Below are 14,827 nucleotides of genomic sequence, written 5' to 3'. Positions count from 1 at the left end.
CACATAGTTACAAATCAGCTGAAAAAGCGATTCAGCTTTCCAATCGTCGTGCCGATAACACCTGCACGAATCAGCGGGCCCCCAGAACAACAACACCCTGCGATCGATGATCAAGTGAGCGAATGAATTTTCTGGAGAGCGTGCATGAACAGCTGGTTCGCCAATATCAGCGTCAACCTCAAACTCGGCCTGGGCTTCGGCCTGGTGCTGTTTCTAACCGGCCTGCTGGCCCTGACTGGCTGGACCAGCCTGGGCAGCCTGATCGACCGCAGCAACTGGATGGGCGACATCGGCCAGCTCAACAAAGACCTGACCGACCTGCGCATCTCGCGCCTGCAGTACATGATCGCCAACGGCGATGACACCGCCGCTGCCAATACCCAGGCCAAGCTCGACGCTTTCAGCAAGCAGCAGCAATACCTGGTCACCACCTTCACCAGCCCGGCCAACGTCGCGCTGCTCAAGGAGCTGGGACAGACCATCAGCGAGTACAAGGTGTCGCTGAACAAGATGCGCGCCGGCTACAAGAGCTCGCTGGCCGCCCGTGATGCGATGAACGTGTCGGCGGCCAAGGCCGATGAGGCCATGGAGTCGCTCAGCCAGGACGTCATGTCCCGCCCCGAGGCCGACAGCGTGCGCCTGGCCCAGTACCAGCTGATCAGCAAGGCGCGCCAGCAGCTGCTGCAGGTGCGCATCGATGTGCGCGGCTACATTGCCGACAACACCGCCGCCAACGAACAGGCCGCCCTGCGCCATCTGGACGGTACGTTGGCCGACATCGGCAACCTCAAACGCCAGCTGCCCGCTGAAGCCACCCGCGTGCAGCAGTTCGAACAGTCGGTGCAAGCCTATCGCGATGCCGTGCGCCAATTCCGCGATGCGGTCGCCGACATCACCGTTGCCCGCGCGGAAATGACCGTGCAGGGTGCCGACATCGTCAAGCGCAGCGACGCGCTGTACAAGATCCAGCTGGAACGCCGTGACGCCGAAAGTGCTCAGGCGCGCAGCCTGCAGACCATCGCCACGCTGCTGGCGCTGCTGGCTGGCGTCATCGCCGCCGTAGTCATCACCCGCCAGATCACCCGCCCGCTGCGCGATACCTTGCAAGCCGTGGAACGCATCGCCGGTGGCGACCTGACCCACGACCTGCGCGTCACCCGCCGCGACGAAATCGGCGTGCTGCAGCAAGGCATCGCGCGCATGGGCACCACCCTGCGCGAGCTGATCAGCGGTATCCGTGACGGCGTTACCCAGATCGCCAGCGCCGCTGAAGAGCTGTCGGCGGTGACCGAGCAGACCAGCGCCGGCGCCAACAGCCAGAAGGTCGAGACTGACCAAGTGGCCACCGCCATGCACGAAATGGCCGCCACCGTTCAGGAAGTGGCGCGCAACGCCGAACAGGCCTCGCACGCGGCCACAGGTGCCGACGACGAGGCCCGTGCCGGAGATCGCGTGGTGGGCGAGGCAATCAGCCAGATCGAACGCCTGGCCGAAGAAGTGCACCGCTCCACCGAGGCCATGAACCTGCTGCAGCAGGAAAGCCAGAAGATCGGCAGCGTGATGGACGTGATCAAGTCGGTGGCCGAGCAGACCAATCTGTTGGCGCTCAACGCTGCGATCGAAGCGGCCCGTGCCGGTGAAGCCGGCCGTGGTTTCGCCGTGGTCGCCGATGAAGTGCGTGGCCTGGCACAGCGCACGCAGAAGTCCACCGAAGAGATCGAAGAGCTGGTGGCCAGCCTGCAGCACGGTACCCAGCAGGTGGCCAATGCCATGCAGGGCAGCCGCACATTGACCGACAGCAGTGTCGAGCTGGCGCGCAAGGCCGGTGCCTCGCTGGAGAACATCACCGGCACGGTTTCGAGTATTCAGTCGATGAACCAGCAGATCGCGGCGGCGGCCGAGCAGCAGAGCGCGGTGGCTGAAGAGATCAGCCGCAGCATCCTGAATGTGCGGGATGTGTCCGAGCAGACTGCAGCGGCCAGTGATGAAACGGCAGCGTCCAGCGTCGAGCTGGCGCGCCTGGGTGGTCACTTGCAGATGCTGGTCAGCCAGTTCCGCGTCTGACCTCAATATTACTTTCGCGGGACAAGCCCACTCCTACAGGTACACGCCAGACCTGTAGGAGCGGGCTTGCCCCGCGAATGCGTCAGCACTGCCTATGCAGAGCTACTTGACGATCATCCCCACCCCACGCCCACGCGGATCCGAAGCGGTCTCAAGCTGCGCCCCGTTCACGCGGATCGCCTGGATATCGCCCATCTCCCAGCCCTGATCCTCCAGCACATAACCCATCTTCTTCAGCTCTTCAGCCACCGGCCCGGTCAGCGGCGCGTAGCTGTCGAAATAGATGGTGTCCTTGGGCAGCAACTGATGGTGCACTCGCTGCGCCGCCACGGCCTTCTCCAGCGGCATGCCATAGTCGTACAGGTTGTTCATCACCTGGAAGATCGAGGTAAAGATCCGCGAGCCACCCGGGGTACCGATCACTAGTTCGACCTTGCCATCACGGGTCATCAGGCTCGGGCTCATCGACGACAGCATGCGCTTGCCCGGCTCGATGGCGTTAGCGTCACCGCCGACCACACCAAAGGCATTGGCGGCGCCAGGCTTGGCGCTGAAGTCGTCCATCTCGTCGTTGAGCAGGAAGCCCGCGCCCTTGACCACTACGCCGCTGCCGTAATCGAGGTTGAGGGTGTAGGTGTTGCTGACGGCGTTGCCCTGCTTGTCGACGATCGAGAAGTGCGTGGTCTGGTGCGGTTCCAGGCCCGGCTTGACCTTGTCGGTCTCGGAGATGGCTTTCGGGTTGACCTGCGCGGCACGCTTGGCCAGGTAGTCCTTGGCCACCAGCTGGTCGACCGGCACCTTGGTGAACGCCGGGTCGCCAAGGTAATCGGCACGGTCGGCGAACACGCGTTTTTCAATCTCCGAAAGCAGGTGGATGTACTGCGCCGAGTTGTGCGCCACACCCTTGAAGTCGGCCGCGCGGTCTTCCTTGATGCCCAGCAACTGGGCCAGGGCCACGCCACCGGAGCTTGGGGGTGGCGCGGTGTAGACCACATTGCCGCGCCAGCTGATGGCGATCGGTTCGCGCCACACGGCCTTGTAGTCCTTCAGGTCTTCCTTGGTGACCAAGCCCTTGTCGGCCTGCATCTGCGCCACCAGCAGGTCGGCGGTCTTGCCTTGGTAGAACTCGCTCACCCCCTTGTCGGCAATGCGTTCGAGTGTCTGGGCCATTTCCGGCTGTTTGAACAGCTCACCGACTTTCATGTTGCCGAAGTAATCGTTGAAGTTGGTCGCGGTCTTGAACATGCCCTGGGCATCATTGCGGTACTGGTACTGCTTCTCGGCGACCTTGAAGCCGTTTTTCGCATAACCGATGGCCGGGGTCAGCAACTCGCTCCAGGGCAGCTTGCCGAACTTCTGGTGGGCTTCCCACAGCCCCATCACCGTGCCAGGCACGCCTGCGGCGCGCACGCCGACCAGGCTCAGGTTCTCGATAACCTCGCCCTTGTCATCCAGGTACATGTTGCGCGTGGCGGCCTTGGGCGCCACTTCGCGGTAGTCGAGGAAGTACGGCTTGCCGTCGACGAACAGGGTCATGAAGCCACCGCCGCCGATGTTGCCCGCCTCGGGGTAGGTCACCGCCAGGGTGAAGGCAGTGGCCACCGCCGCATCCACCGCGTTGCCGCCCTTCTTGAGAATGTCGGCGGCTACCTGTGCACCATATTGATCGGGCGCGGCGACAGCGCCGCCTTCCAACGTGGCGGCGAAAGTCGAGGAACAGCTCAGGAGCGCGGCTGTCAGAGCCAGGCACTGGAACGGGACAATACGCATGACACTTCCTTGGTGTTGTTTTTGTTGAGCAGTCAGTAAGGCCGAAGCGCTCTGACTGTGCAATCAACCGTAGGAAGTTTCGCCGCCTGTGGACAGGATCTGTCGCGTTCAGGCAACTCAGCAGGCGTACATCGCCAGTTTGCGCTGGATGAAATCGAGGAAGCACTGGATACGCAGGGCCAGCTGCGTGTTGCGGTAGTACACCGCGTGGATCGGCTGGCGGTAGCCGTTATTGGCGTCGCTCAGCAGCACTTTGAGGCGACCGGCGCGGATGTCTTCGTGGGTCATGAAGTGCGACAGGGCGACGATGCCCTCCCCGGCCAGCGCCAGCTGGCGCAGGGTCTCGCCGCTGGAGGCGATCAGCGCCGGGCGAATGCTCCAACGGTCACCCTGGGCGTGGCGCAACGGCCACTGGTTGAGCGACTCGGGCTGGCTGAAGCCGAGCAGAGCGTGGCTGTTCAGGTCTTCGACCTTTTCCGGCGTGCCGTGTTGTTCCAGGTACTCCGGGCTCGCCAGTACCTGAACCGGGCTGCAGCCGAGCGAACGGGCATGCAGGCTGGAGTCGGCGAGGTCACCGATGCGGATGGCCACATCGGTGCTCTGTTCCAGCAGATCGATGATCAGGTCGTCGGTGTTCAGTTCCAGCTCGATGGCCGGGTATTGGCGACGGAATTCGCCGATCCACGGCAGGATGGCATGCAGCATGAACGGTGCGGCGGCATTGATGCGCAGGCGCCCGGAGGGCGTCTGGCGGTTCATCGACAGATGCTCCTCCATCTCGTCCATCTGTTCCAGCACCCGGCGCGCGCGTTCAAGAAAGAAGCGGCCCTCTTCGGTCAGGTCCATGCGCCGGGTAGTGCGATTGACCAGGGTGGTGCCGAGCTTGGTCTCCAGGCGTGACAGCGTGCGGCTGACGGCCGACGGGGTCTGGCCCATCTGCTCGGCGGCGGCGGAGATCGAGCCGCAGTCGATGACGGCGACGAATACCTGGAGTTCTTCGGATCGGGTTTTCACTTGAGCGCCTGTGCTGGGTCCGTGCGGGAATTAGATAGCCTTGCCGAACACCTTGTCCAGATGAGCCTCATAGGCCGCCAGGGCTGTCGGCACATCCGGGCGCTTCATCACATCCACCGCGAGGAAGGTCGGCAGACCGGTCATGCCAAGGAACTGGTTGGCCTTGTGGAACGGGAAGTACACCGCATCCACGCCCTTGCCCTCGAAGAAATCGCTCGGGTCATCGAACGCTTGCTGTGGCGCATTCCAGGTCAATGACAGCATGTACTGCTTGCCGTGCACCAGGCCACCGCTGCCGTACTTCTGCGAATGGTCGGAACGGGTGCGGCCATCGTTGGCATAGAGGCTGCCGTGGCCGGCGGTGAAGACATCGTCGATGTATTTCTTCACGGTCCACGGTGCGCCCATCCACCAGCCTGGCATCTGGTAGATGATCACATCGGCCCAGAGGAATTTCTCGACCTCGGCCTGGGCGTCGTAACCACCGTCGATGAAAGTCTGCTGTACATCGAAACCGGCACGGTCCAGATGGACCAGGGCGGCGTCGTGCAGGGTCTGGTTGAGACGGCCGTCGGAGTGAGCGAACTGTTTGCCGCCATTGAGCAGAAGGATCTTTTTCATGCTGGGCCTCGGGGTCATAAATGGATGACCGGCACAGTAATGGCTCGTGGGCGTGGGATACAGCAGGTACAGGGCAAAATACAATTGACCTGAAGTCACGAATACAGACTTAATTATTGCCGTAAAATCGATTCACCCTTCTTCAGTGAGTACGATCAATGAGCCAGCAGCACGCATTCATCCTCAAGGCCAAGACCCGTCCGGAAATGGCCGAAGCCTTCGAAACCCTGTTCCGCGCCTACGTCGAACCCAGCCGCCAGGAACCGGGCTGCATCGAATACCACATGCTGCGCGACCAGCAGGACCCGAGCCTGTTCGTGTTCTATGAGGTGTGGGCCGACAAGGCTGCGCTGGACGTGCACTCGGCACTGCCGCACATGGTCGAGTTCTTCGAAAAACGCATGGACTACCTGGAGCGCGATTTCGACATCCAGCCGATCGTCATGCTCAGCGCCTCGTCCGCTAACCGTTGATCAGCAGATGGCCGCCCAACGCGGCCAGGCCTATGAAGAAGCAGCGCTTGAACAGCGCTGCGCTGATGCGCTGGCGCAGCCACTGCCCCGCGAGCATGCCCAGCAACGCCGGCGCCAGCATCAGCAACGAAGCACCCAGCGCTTGCCCACCCAGGGCATCCTGCCCCGCCAGGCCAAAGGCCAGCGCCAGGGTCGAGACCGTGAACGACAGGCCCAGTGCCTGGATCATCTCGTCGCGGCTCAGGCCCAGGCTCTGCAGGTAAGGCACCGCAGGCATTACGAACACTCCAGTGGCCGAAGTGACCACACCGGTCACCAGCCCACAGACCGGCCCCAGCCAGCCTTCCTGCTTCGGCGCTACCCGCAACGCCGGGCCTGCCAACCCGTACAGCGCGTAGATCACCAGCGCCGCCCCCAACGCATGCACCGCCCAGGGCCCGCTGTTGATACCCAACCAGGCACTGCCCAGCAAGGTACCGACGAAGATCATCGCCAGCATCGGCCCAAGCCTGCGCAGCAGCGCCGGCAGATGCCCTCCGGCTGCGAGTTGCCAGAGGTTGGTCAGCGTCGACGGAACGATCAGAAGCGCCGCAGCCTGCGCCGGTGGCATAGCCAGCCCCAGCAAGCCCATGGCGATGGTCGGCAGGCCGAGGCCGATCACACCTTTGACAGCACCGGCCAGCAGGAAGGTGATGACCACCAGCAGCGTCAATGCCGGGCCTATGTTCTGGTAGAAAGCGATCAAGGTATCCATGGCCGCCATGATGGCGCGCAGCGATTGGACTGAAAATCTGCCATATACTCAGCCAGACTCTCGCCAGGACAGAGGCAGATGCATTTCGACCTGATCGACCTCCGGCTTTTCCAGCACACCGCCGAATGCGGCAACATCACCGCCGGCGCCCGCCGCAGCCATCTTTCGCTGCCAGCGGCCAGTGCACGTATCCGCGCCATGGAGGCCTCGCTGGGAACGCCGTTGCTTGAGCGCAACCGCCGTGGCGTGCAGCCGACGCCCGCCGGGCAAGCACTGCTGCAACATGCACGGCTGATCGGCCAGCAGGTCGAGCGCCTGCAGTTCGACCTGGCCCACTATGCACGCGGCCAGCAAGGCCAGGTGCGGCTGCTGTGCAACACGGCGGCGCTGACCGAGTACCTGCCGGAGCTGCTGGCCAGCTACCTTGCCGACAACCCTGGGATCAGCATCGATGTGCAGGAGCTGCCGAGCCTGCGTATTGTGCAGTCGATCACTCAGGGCATGGCTGACCTGGGCATCATTTCCACCGCCGCGCCCAGCGCGCATCTGCAGACCCTGCCCTTTCGCGATGACCCGCTGGTGCTGGTAACACCACTGGATCATCCCCTCGCCGCAGAGCCCGCCCCGAGCTTTTGCGACTGCCTTGCCCATGGCCATGTCGGGCTGGGGGTGAACAGTGCCTTGGCGTTGTATCTGGAGGAACAGGCCCTGCGCGAAGGCCATCGCATGCAGGTCCGGGTGCGGGCCGAAGGGTTTGACGGGGTGATACGCATGGTTGCCCGTGGCGCTGGTATCGGCGTGGTGCCGCTGGCATCGTTGCAGCGCTGGAAGGGCGTGTTGCCGATGCATTGGGTGGCACTGCGGGAAGACTGGGCCAACCGGCGGTTGCTGTTGTGTGCGCGGGATTTTGCCGGGTTACCGGGCTATGCGGCGGGGTTGGTCGAGCGATTGATGCAAGCGTGAATGTCCAACGCCACCTGAGCTGACGTATTTGCGGCGGTTCGGCGCCCCGATTCACGCACTTCCACAATTGATGGATTCCAAAATCGACTCGTTGTTCAGTGCGCGAGCGCCAGCTCTCGCAGTGCAGCCGAGGCGAGAAATCCGGAACGGGAGGCATACCGATGATCACGCTTCACTTTTTCGTCGATCCGCTGCAGCAGGTTTTCCGGCAGTGTTGCATTGAACCGCACGGCCTTGCCCAGATACGGCGTGACATCAAAATCAACGACAGCCCAGACCCCACCTGCATAATCGGGATTCGCCACATGGACGTCGACTTCCTGCGCTTGCGGAAGCGCTTCGTTATCAGCAACCAAGCCTTCGAAATGAAGCGCCAGCGCCTCCTGAACGTTTTCCAGCGCTTGAGCGACATTCGCACCGGCAGAGAAGCAACCTGGCACATCGGGAACGGTCACTCCGTAGTCCGAATCGGCGTCCTTGTGCAATACCACCGGAAATTTCATTGCGCGTCTCCACTGATGTTCGAGCTGCCGAAGCCACTGGACTGCTTCAAGCCAGCTTGTTTCAAGATGCTGTGTACGGTGCCTTTAGGCAGATCGCTCTTGGGATGAGGAACTGTCACCCTTCCCTTCTTGAACGGATGCCTGAACTGGTGATGGCTGCCCTTCACCTCGACTTCATACCACCCATCCGCCTCAATGAGCAGGATCACTTCACGACTGCGCATTCACTCTTCCTTCGGCAGTCGATGTGTATGATACACACCGAATTGACCAAAACGAAGCGCAGTACACACTATGCACACTTCCGGCGACCAGCGGATGGTTCATATCACCCTGTAGGCTTCAACTTATAGCTCTGTAGGAAACCTACATTCCTACCGTATACCCCCAGGGGGTATCACTTCAGATAAGACCGCAACAACGCCGCCACCTTGTCCGCCTCTTCCTGCCGTTCCTCTGTACTCAGCCCTTCCGCCACCAGGTGTTCGCGGATGTGCCCTTCCATCACCTCGGTCATCAGCCCGTTCACCGCGCCGCGCACGGCGGCGATCTGCTGGAGGATCGCCAGGCAGTCCTTGTCTTGCTCCAGCGCGGTCTCCAGAGCAGCGGCCTGGCCTTTGATCTTGCGCACGCGGGTCAGCAGCTGCTTCTTGCTCTTGATCGTATGTGCCATTCGCTTTCACACCATGCTAGGTATACTGGGGTATAGTATATTTCTCGACATTCCGGGAGCATGATAAACCATGGCGACACAAACCTCAGGCCGCTGGCAGCACAGCCACCAGTTCCATACCAGCAACCTTGGCGCCGAGCGCAAGACACGCCTGGCCGTGTGGCTGACGGCGATCATGATGGTGGCGGAAATCGCCGGGGGTTGGTTCTTCAACTCCATGGCCCTGCTCGCCGACGGCTGGCACATGAGCTCGCACGCCCTGGCCCTCGGACTGTCGCTGCTGGCCTACGCTGCCGCGCGTCGTTATGCCAAGGACCAACGCTTCGCTTTTGGCACCTGGAAGATCGAGATCCTCGGCGGCTACTCCAGCGCCCTGCTGCTGCTCGGTGTGGCCGGGCTGATGGCCTTCCAGTCGGCCGAGCGCCTGCTGACGCCAGGGCCGATCCACTATGACGAGGCGATCTTCATCGCGGTGATCGGCCTGGCCGTGAACCTGATCTGCGCCTGGCTGCTGCGCGACGACCACGATCATCACCACCATGACCATGGCCATGACCATCACCACCACGGCCATCATCACCACGACCTGAACCTGCGCTCGGCCTACCTGCACGTGATCGCCGACGCCGCCACGTCGGTGCTGGCGATCGTCGCCCTGCTGGCCGGCAAGTTCTGGGGCGCCAGTTGGCTCGACCCGGTGATGGGCCTGGTCGGTGCCGTGCTGGTGGCGCTCTGGGCCCGTGGCCTGCTGCGCGATACCGGCCGCGTCTTGCTGGATGCCGAGATGGATGCGCCGGTGGTCGAGGAGATTCGCGAGGTGGTCGCCGAACTGCCGGTGCCCGCCACCATCACCGACCTGCACGTGTGGCGCGTGGGTAAGGACCAGTACGCCTGCATCCTCAGCTTGGCCACCCAGGCCGCACTGAGCGCCGACAGCGTGCGACAGGCACTGGGCGTGCACCAGGAACTGGCCCATATCACCGTCGAGGTCAACGCCCTGGCATAGCGCGGGCAGGCAGCTGGACGTCGAGCCCAGGCAACTGCGGCTCGGCGGATGGCCCTATGGTGACGAGTCATTCAGCCAGTCACCAGGAGTTGTGCCATGTCCGATTTCATCACCGTCCTGCGCGAAACCTGCCCGACGCCGGTCGTGGACGCCACCAAGTGGAAGCGCATCGGCGGCGATCCGCACACCGTCAACCTCAACGCCTACCTGTCGGCCGACGGCAGCAAGATCATGGGCACCTGGATCTGCACCCCGGGCAAGTTCGAGGTCAACTACGAGAAGTGGGAGTTCTGTCACTTCCTCGATGGCTACTGCATCATCACCCCGGAAGGCGAAGAGCCGAAGCACCTGAAAGCGGGTGATGTGTTCGTGATCGAACCGGGGATGAAAGGTACCTGGGAAGTGGTCGAGACCGTGCGCAAGTATTTCGTCTTCGCCTGATAAAAAACATCGCAGGAAGGGTGCCCTTCCCTCTGGTGCGCAGTTACAGAGGGAAGGCCGCCCGGCCCGCGATAAAGTCCTCGCTCGTCAATCCTTCTTGCGGTAACCCTCGACGATCGCCGAGAAATCCTTGCCGCCTTCACCGCGCAGGCTCATCGCCTGATACAGCTGCTGGGCCACGGCACCCAAAATGACCGGCTGGTGCGCCTGACGCGCAGCCTCGGTGGCCAGCCCCAGGTCCTTGAGCATCAGTTCGGCACCAAAGCCACCGGTATACCCACGCGACGCGGGGGCGGTCTCGATGATGCCCGGCCACGGGTTGTAGGTATCGGAGCTCCAGCAACGCCCGGTCGAACTGTTGATGATCCCCGCCAGCACCTTGGTGTCGATACCCAGCGCATTGCCCAAGGCCATGGCCTCGGACACGCCGATCATCGAGATACCCAACAGCAGGTTGTTGCAGATCTTGGCGATCTGCCCGGTACCCACTTCACCGCAGTGCACGATGTTGCGGCCCATCTGCTCCAGCACCGGCTTGAACGTGGCGAACAGCTCATTGCTGGCGCCGACCATGAAGGTCAGCGTACCTGCTGCCGCCCCGCCGGTCCCCCCGGACACCGGCGCATCGCCCATGTCCACACCTTTGGCCGCAGCGGCCTTGGACACATCACGCGCGGTCTGCGGGTCGATGGTGCTGCAGTCCAGCGTCGGCGTGCCCGAGCGAATGCCCGCCAGCACACCGTCGTCTTCGTTGAGGTATACGGCGCGCACATGGGCTGCCGCCGGCAGCATGGTGATCACCAGCTCGCTGCTGGCCGCCGCGTCCTTCGGCGAGGCGCTGACCTGCCCGCCCAGCTCAGCGAGCTCGGCCAGCACGGTCTTGTTCAGGTCAAACAGGTTCAGCTGGTGCCCGGCCTTGATCAGGTTGCGGGCCATGGGCGCGCCCATGTTGCCCAGGCCGATGAATGCGATACGCATGACAAGCTCCTTAGCGCAGGCTGATGGTGGTGTTCACACCGTCGTTGACGCTGTCGTCATCGAACCAACGGGCGGTGACGGTCTTGGTCTGAGTGTAGAACTGCACCACTTGCTTGCCGTACGGGCCCAGGTCGCCGAGCTTGGAACCCCGCGAGCCGGTGAAGCTGAAGAACGGTACCGGTACCGGAATCGGGATGTTGATACCGACCTGGCCGATGTCGATCTCGCTTTGGAACTTGCGCGCCGCCGCGCCGCTCTGGGTAAACAGGCCAGTGCCGTTGCCGAACGGGTTGGCGTTGACCAGGGCAATGGCTTCGTCAAGGGTGTCGACTTCCAGGGTCACCAGCACTGGGCCGAAGATTTCCTGGGTGTACACCTGCATGTCGGTTTTCACCCCCGAGAACAGGGTCGGGCCGACGAAGTTGCCTTGCTCGTAGCCTGGCACCTTCACGCCACGGCCATCGAGTTCGAGCTTGGCGCCTTCCTGAATGCCGCTTTCGATCAGGCCCAGCACCCGCTCCTTGGCGCGCTTGGAAACCACCGGGCCGACATCGGTGCCAGGCTCGCAACCGGCGTTGACCTTGAGCTTGCTCGCCGCGTCCTTGATGTCCGGCAACCATTCACGCGCCTTGCCCACCAGCACCGCCACCGAGGTGGCCATGCAGCGCTGGCCTGCTGCGCCGAAGGCGGCACCGACCAGGGCGTTGACGGTTTGCGTGCGGTTGGCGTCGGGCAGCACCACGGCGTGGTTCTTCGCGCCCATCATCGACTGCACGCGTTTGCCGTGCTGGCTGGCCAGGTTGTACACGTGGGTGCCGACTTCGGTGGAGCCGACGAAGGAAATCGCCTTGATGTCCTGGTGAGTGCAGATCGCATCCACCACTTGCTTGCCGCCGTGCACCACGTTCAGCACACCGGCAGGCACACCGGCTTCCAGCGCCAGCTCGACCAGCAGCATGGTCGACAGTGGATCCTGCTCGGAGGGTTTGAGGACGAAGGTGTTGCCGCAGACGATGGCCATCGGGAACATCCACAGCGGGATCATCGCCGGGAAGTTGAACGGGGTGATGCCAGCGCACACACCGATCGGCTGGCGCAGGGTGTAGGTGTCCACGCCACCGGCAACGTTCTCGGCGAACTCGCCCATCTGCAGGGTGCCGATGGAGGCCGCATGCTCGACCACTTCCAGGCCGCGGAAGATGTCGCCTTCGGCGTCGGCAAGGGTCTTGCCTTGCTCGGCGCTGAGGACCTGGGCAATGCGCTTGGTGTGTTCACGAATCAGCGCCTGCAGCTTGAGCATGATGCGCATGCGTGCCCCGATCGGGGTGTCGCGCCAGGTCTTGAAGGCGCGCTGGCCAGCAGCCACGGCGGCATCCACTTCTTCGACGGTGGCGAACGGTACCCGCGCCAGCACCTCTTGGGTGGCCGGGTTGACGATATCGCGCCATTCGCTGGTTTTCGACTCGACCCACTGGCCGTCGATCAGCAACTTGACCTGCTCGACCTTGGTCTTGTCAGGGGATTGTGGTGCGTTCATCTGCGTTCTCCTTGGAATTATTGTCAGGACGAGATCGCCAGCGCCGGGCAAACACGAGGTGGCGCCTTGGGGCTTTTTTCGAGTATAGATGTGCAAACATCCAACAAGAACGCACAAAAAAACCGGATCAACATGCAAAAAGACCTGACCTCCCTCAGTGCGCTGAACTGGGACGACCTGAAGTTCTTCCTCGAAGTGGCGCGCACGCGCAAGGCCAGCAGCGCCGCCAAACGTCTGGCCGTCGACTACACCACGGTGTCGCGGCGCATCAGCTCGCTGGAGGGGGCGTTGGGCACGCTGCTGTTCGAAAAGTCACGCACCAATGGCTTCGTCCTCACCGCAGAGGGGCAGCGCCTGCTGGGCTACGCGGAGTCGATCGAGAGCACCTTGCACATGGCCTGCGAGCAGGTCTCCGGCTCCGGCGTGGCGCTGTCGGGGCATGTGCGCATGGGCTGCACCGAGGGCTTTGGCAGCTTTTTCGTCACCCCGCAATTAAGCCATTTCGTCGATGCCTACCCGGCGATCTCGGTGGATATCCTGCCGCTGCCGCACTTCATCAGCCTGTCCAAACGAGAGGCAGACATCGTCATTGCCCTGGAACGGCCGGAGCATGGGCCTTATGTGTGCTGCAAGCTGTGTGACTATCGGTTGCGGCTTTATGCGACCCAGGACTACCTCGACAGCCATGCACCGATCCGCCAGGTCAGCGACCTGGTCAGCCACCCGTTCATCAGTTATGTGGACGACCTGGCGTTCAGTTCGGAGTTGCTGTACCTGGCCAACATGATTCCCAATGCCAATGCGCATTTGCGCAGCACCAGTGTCATAGCCCAGTACACGGCAGCGCTGCAGGGGCGTGGGTTGGCGATTTTGCCGTGCTTCCTCGCGGCGCAGGATGCGCGGCTGGTGACGGTGTTGCCGGAGGAGATCGAAGTGACGCGGCAATTCTGGATGTATTGCCGGGAAGATTTGCGCAAGCTGAAGCGGATTACCCTGCTGTGGGATTACATCCGCGGGGTGACCGAGGCGAATGCGCCATTGTTGATGGGCGAGACGCGCGAGATGCGCTTTGCTCAGGATTGATGGGGCCGGCGCTCGATCTCATAAACGCTGAAAATCTGAAGGCGATCCCCTCTGATTCAAAACCTCAGATTTTTCCCGTTGTTTGTAGTCCATTTCTGAATTAGCTTCCTACCGCCCTTGGGCCATTGCGGTGGTGTTCTCGGCGGAATAGTGTGGCCCGGTCGTTGCCAAAGCAGCGACCGGGCCTGCAAGCCCGTCCAGAGCAAAAATGTCGATCACCGATAGCCAATGGCATGCCATTGCGCGCGCTTGATGGTGGCTGCGTACGGGAGGTTTTCGAACCTGCCGGATTTTTGCTCTCTGCCGGTCTTGCAGACCCGTACGTGGCCGCCACCCATCACACTGCAAGTCATGAGTGGCGGCTCTAGCCAACCCATAGAGAGTGCCACCATGCTAAAGATTGTTCCCGATCCACCCCACGATTTTCATTCCCTTGAAGACACCCTGATCCAGGCCACCGACTAAGCGCTGTGCGCGACGACAGTGGTGCATCAGGCGTTGCTGCTGCAGCCCAAGTCACCGGCGTAGATCCTGATGATGGTGGAAATTTCAAGGAGATGAACAATGCCCACAGACGACACCCAATGCACCGTCGGCAAGACCACCTTCTTCCAAGGTGAAAACCAGACCCACCCGCTGTTCCGCATCGAACCCGGTATCCCTTGCCGCGACGCCCGCGAGCAGGCCTCGGAATTGATGGGCTATGTGCGCGAGCTGACCATCCTCGGCTTGATGGAAGAGAAACCGATGATGATCTGGGCTTCGCACTACCTGAGCGCGATGGCCAAGGCGCTGATGGATGATGCGGAGATGGGTATGAGGCGTTGATGGGCCTGGCCTGATAGCGCATCACGGCCACCAGGTGTTCGCCGACAGATGTGCAGCGCCTATCAGATCGAGCGCCGCCCGCGCGGCGCATCGCGATCTGCGCTCGCTCCTACGTTTGT

Annotated in this window: 16 protein-coding genes; 7 read left to right on the top strand and 9 right to left on the bottom strand. The window is 62.4% G+C overall.

What is annotated here, in order from left to right:
- Positions 1-144: 144 nt before the first annotated feature.
- Positions 145-2,064, top strand: a complete 1,920-nt coding sequence (locus tag BGP85_RS17230; protein ID WP_103448996.1) for a HAMP domain-containing methyl-accepting chemotaxis protein — start codon at positions 145-147, stop codon at positions 2,062-2,064.
- Between the two features lie 102 nt (positions 2,065-2,166).
- Here BGP85_RS17230 and ggt read toward each other — a convergent pair whose 3' ends face one another.
- The 3 genes from ggt to BGP85_RS17215 all read right to left on the bottom strand — a co-directional run bounded on the left by ggt (position 2,167) and on the right by BGP85_RS17215 (position 5,469).
- Entirely contained in the window at positions 2,167-3,834 is a 1,668-nt protein-coding gene (gene ggt / locus BGP85_RS17225) for a gamma-glutamyltransferase (RefSeq protein ID WP_103448994.1), read from the bottom strand.
- A 117-nt stretch (positions 3,835-3,951) separates the two neighbouring features.
- Positions 3,952-4,848: a LysR family transcriptional regulator gene (locus BGP85_RS17220; protein ID WP_103448992.1), complete on the bottom strand. Its 897-nt coding sequence runs from the start codon at positions 4,846-4,848 to the stop codon at positions 3,952-3,954.
- Between the two features lie 30 nt (positions 4,849-4,878).
- Positions 4,879-5,469, bottom strand: a complete 591-nt coding sequence (locus tag BGP85_RS17215) for an NAD(P)H-dependent oxidoreductase (protein ID WP_103448990.1) — start codon at positions 5,467-5,469, stop codon at positions 4,879-4,881.
- A 158-nt stretch (positions 5,470-5,627) separates the two neighbouring features.
- On the opposite strand from BGP85_RS17215, the gene BGP85_RS17210 reads away from it, so the two are divergent.
- On the top strand, positions 5,628-5,942 hold the full coding sequence (locus BGP85_RS17210) for a putative quinol monooxygenase (protein ID WP_103448989.1): 315 nt from the start codon (positions 5,628-5,630) through the stop codon (positions 5,940-5,942).
- Here BGP85_RS17210 and BGP85_RS17205 read toward each other — a convergent pair.
- A complete protein-coding gene (locus BGP85_RS17205) occupies positions 5,932-6,696 on the bottom strand; it encodes a sulfite exporter TauE/SafE family protein (RefSeq protein WP_103449872.1) in 765 nt (254 codons plus the stop codon). The two genes, BGP85_RS17210 and BGP85_RS17205, sit on opposite strands and share 11 nt — an antisense overlap.
- Before the next feature lie 78 nt (positions 6,697-6,774).
- On the opposite strand from BGP85_RS17205, the gene BGP85_RS17200 reads away from it, so the two are divergent.
- Positions 6,775-7,659 (top strand): LysR substrate-binding domain-containing protein, encoded by an 885-nt coding sequence (locus BGP85_RS17200; RefSeq protein WP_103448988.1) that lies wholly within the window; start codon positions 6,775-6,777, stop codon positions 7,657-7,659.
- Positions 7,660-7,754: 95 nt separating this feature from the next.
- Here BGP85_RS17200 and BGP85_RS17195 read toward each other — a convergent pair whose 3' ends face one another.
- From BGP85_RS17195 to BGP85_RS17185, 3 genes are all read right to left on the bottom strand, one after another.
- Entirely contained in the window at positions 7,755-8,162 is a 408-nt protein-coding gene (locus BGP85_RS17195) for a type II toxin-antitoxin system HicB family antitoxin (protein WP_103448987.1), read from the bottom strand.
- On the bottom strand, positions 8,159-8,386 hold the full coding sequence (locus BGP85_RS17190; protein WP_103448985.1) for a type II toxin-antitoxin system HicA family toxin: 228 nt from the start codon (positions 8,384-8,386) through the stop codon (positions 8,159-8,161). The genes BGP85_RS17195 and BGP85_RS17190 overlap by 4 nt, the downstream gene beginning before the upstream one ends.
- Positions 8,387-8,559: 173 nt before the next feature.
- Complete coding sequence (locus tag BGP85_RS17185) at positions 8,560-8,835, bottom strand: metal/formaldehyde-sensitive transcriptional repressor (protein ID WP_060485576.1); 276 nt, start codon at positions 8,833-8,835, stop codon at positions 8,560-8,562.
- 70 nt (positions 8,836-8,905) lie between these two features.
- Here BGP85_RS17185 and dmeF point away from each other — a divergent pair, with 70 nt between their 5' ends.
- Together dmeF and BGP85_RS17175 are read left to right on the top strand one after the other, a co-directional pair.
- A complete protein-coding gene (gene dmeF, locus BGP85_RS17180) occupies positions 8,906-9,841 on the top strand; it encodes a CDF family Co(II)/Ni(II) efflux transporter DmeF (RefSeq protein ID WP_103448983.1) in 936 nt (311 codons plus the stop codon).
- Between the two features lie 96 nt (positions 9,842-9,937).
- Positions 9,938-10,282 (top strand): cupin domain-containing protein, encoded by a 345-nt coding sequence (locus tag BGP85_RS17175; RefSeq protein WP_003258412.1) that lies wholly within the window; start codon positions 9,938-9,940, stop codon positions 10,280-10,282.
- An 87-nt stretch (positions 10,283-10,369) separates the two neighbouring features.
- On the opposite strand, the gene mmsB is transcribed toward BGP85_RS17175, so the two are convergent.
- Together mmsB and BGP85_RS17165 are read right to left on the bottom strand one after the other, a co-directional pair.
- Positions 10,370-11,260, bottom strand: a complete 891-nt coding sequence (mmsB, locus tag BGP85_RS17170; RefSeq protein ID WP_103448981.1) for a 3-hydroxyisobutyrate dehydrogenase — start codon at positions 11,258-11,260, stop codon at positions 10,370-10,372.
- 10 nt (positions 11,261-11,270) lie between these two features.
- Positions 11,271-12,797, bottom strand: coding sequence for a CoA-acylating methylmalonate-semialdehyde dehydrogenase (locus BGP85_RS17165; protein WP_103448979.1), 1,527 nt, complete (start codon positions 12,795-12,797; stop codon positions 11,271-11,273).
- Positions 12,798-12,929: 132 nt separating this feature from the next.
- Between BGP85_RS17165 and BGP85_RS17160 the strand changes: the two genes are divergently transcribed.
- Together BGP85_RS17160 and BGP85_RS17155 are read left to right on the top strand one after the other, a co-directional pair.
- A complete protein-coding gene (locus BGP85_RS17160; RefSeq protein WP_103448977.1) occupies positions 12,930-13,880 on the top strand; it encodes a LysR family transcriptional regulator in 951 nt (316 codons plus the stop codon).
- A 564-nt stretch (positions 13,881-14,444) separates the two neighbouring features.
- A complete protein-coding gene (locus tag BGP85_RS17155; protein ID WP_103448976.1) occupies positions 14,445-14,708 on the top strand; it encodes a DUF3077 domain-containing protein in 264 nt (87 codons plus the stop codon).
- The last annotated feature ends 119 nt before the right edge of the window (positions 14,709-14,827 follow it).

Source organism: Pseudomonas putida, from assembly GCF_002906855.1.
GTDB lineage: Bacteria > Pseudomonadota > Gammaproteobacteria > Pseudomonadales > Pseudomonadaceae > Aquipseudomonas > Aquipseudomonas putida_N.
The sequence above is the reverse complement of the archived record's forward strand: the minus strand, read 5'-3'. Positions and strand labels throughout refer to the sequence as shown.

What these genes read in the sequence shown, in the direction of transcription:
- BGP85_RS17195 (WP_103448987.1), bottom strand. Translation starts at nt 8,162, where the DNA reads ATGAAATTTCCGGTGGTATTGCACAAGGACGCCGATTCGGACTACGGA.
- BGP85_RS17200 (WP_103448988.1), top strand. Translation starts at nt 6,775, where the DNA reads ATGCATTTCGACCTGATCGACCTCCGGCTTTTCCAGCACACCGCCGAA.
- BGP85_RS17205 (WP_103449872.1), bottom strand. Translation starts at nt 6,696, where the DNA reads ATGGATACCTTGATCGCTTTCTACCAGAACATAGGCCCGGCATTGACG.
- ggt (WP_103448994.1), bottom strand. Translation starts at nt 3,834, where the DNA reads ATGCGTATTGTCCCGTTCCAGTGCCTGGCTCTGACAGCCGCGCTCCTG.
- BGP85_RS17230 (WP_103448996.1), top strand. Translation starts at nt 145, where the DNA reads ATGAACAGCTGGTTCGCCAATATCAGCGTCAACCTCAAACTCGGCCTG.
- BGP85_RS17185 (WP_060485576.1), bottom strand. Translation starts at nt 8,835, where the DNA reads ATGGCACATACGATCAAGAGCAAGAAGCAGCTGCTGACCCGCGTGCGC.
- BGP85_RS17215 (WP_103448990.1), bottom strand. Translation starts at nt 5,469, where the DNA reads ATGAAAAAGATCCTTCTGCTCAATGGCGGCAAACAGTTCGCTCACTCC.
- BGP85_RS17175 (WP_003258412.1), top strand. Translation starts at nt 9,938, where the DNA reads ATGTCCGATTTCATCACCGTCCTGCGCGAAACCTGCCCGACGCCGGTC.
- dmeF (WP_103448983.1), top strand. Translation starts at nt 8,906, where the DNA reads ATGGCGACACAAACCTCAGGCCGCTGGCAGCACAGCCACCAGTTCCAT.
- BGP85_RS17165 (WP_103448979.1), bottom strand. Translation starts at nt 12,797, where the DNA reads ATGAACGCACCACAATCCCCTGACAAGACCAAGGTCGAGCAGGTCAAG.
- BGP85_RS17190 (WP_103448985.1), bottom strand. Translation starts at nt 8,386, where the DNA reads ATGCGCAGTCGTGAAGTGATCCTGCTCATTGAGGCGGATGGGTGGTAT.
- mmsB (WP_103448981.1), bottom strand. Translation starts at nt 11,260, where the DNA reads ATGCGTATCGCATTCATCGGCCTGGGCAACATGGGCGCGCCCATGGCC.
- BGP85_RS17160 (WP_103448977.1), top strand. Translation starts at nt 12,930, where the DNA reads ATGCAAAAAGACCTGACCTCCCTCAGTGCGCTGAACTGGGACGACCTG.
- BGP85_RS17210 (WP_103448989.1), top strand. Translation starts at nt 5,628, where the DNA reads ATGAGCCAGCAGCACGCATTCATCCTCAAGGCCAAGACCCGTCCGGAA.
- BGP85_RS17155 (WP_103448976.1), top strand. Translation starts at nt 14,445, where the DNA reads ATGCCCACAGACGACACCCAATGCACCGTCGGCAAGACCACCTTCTTC.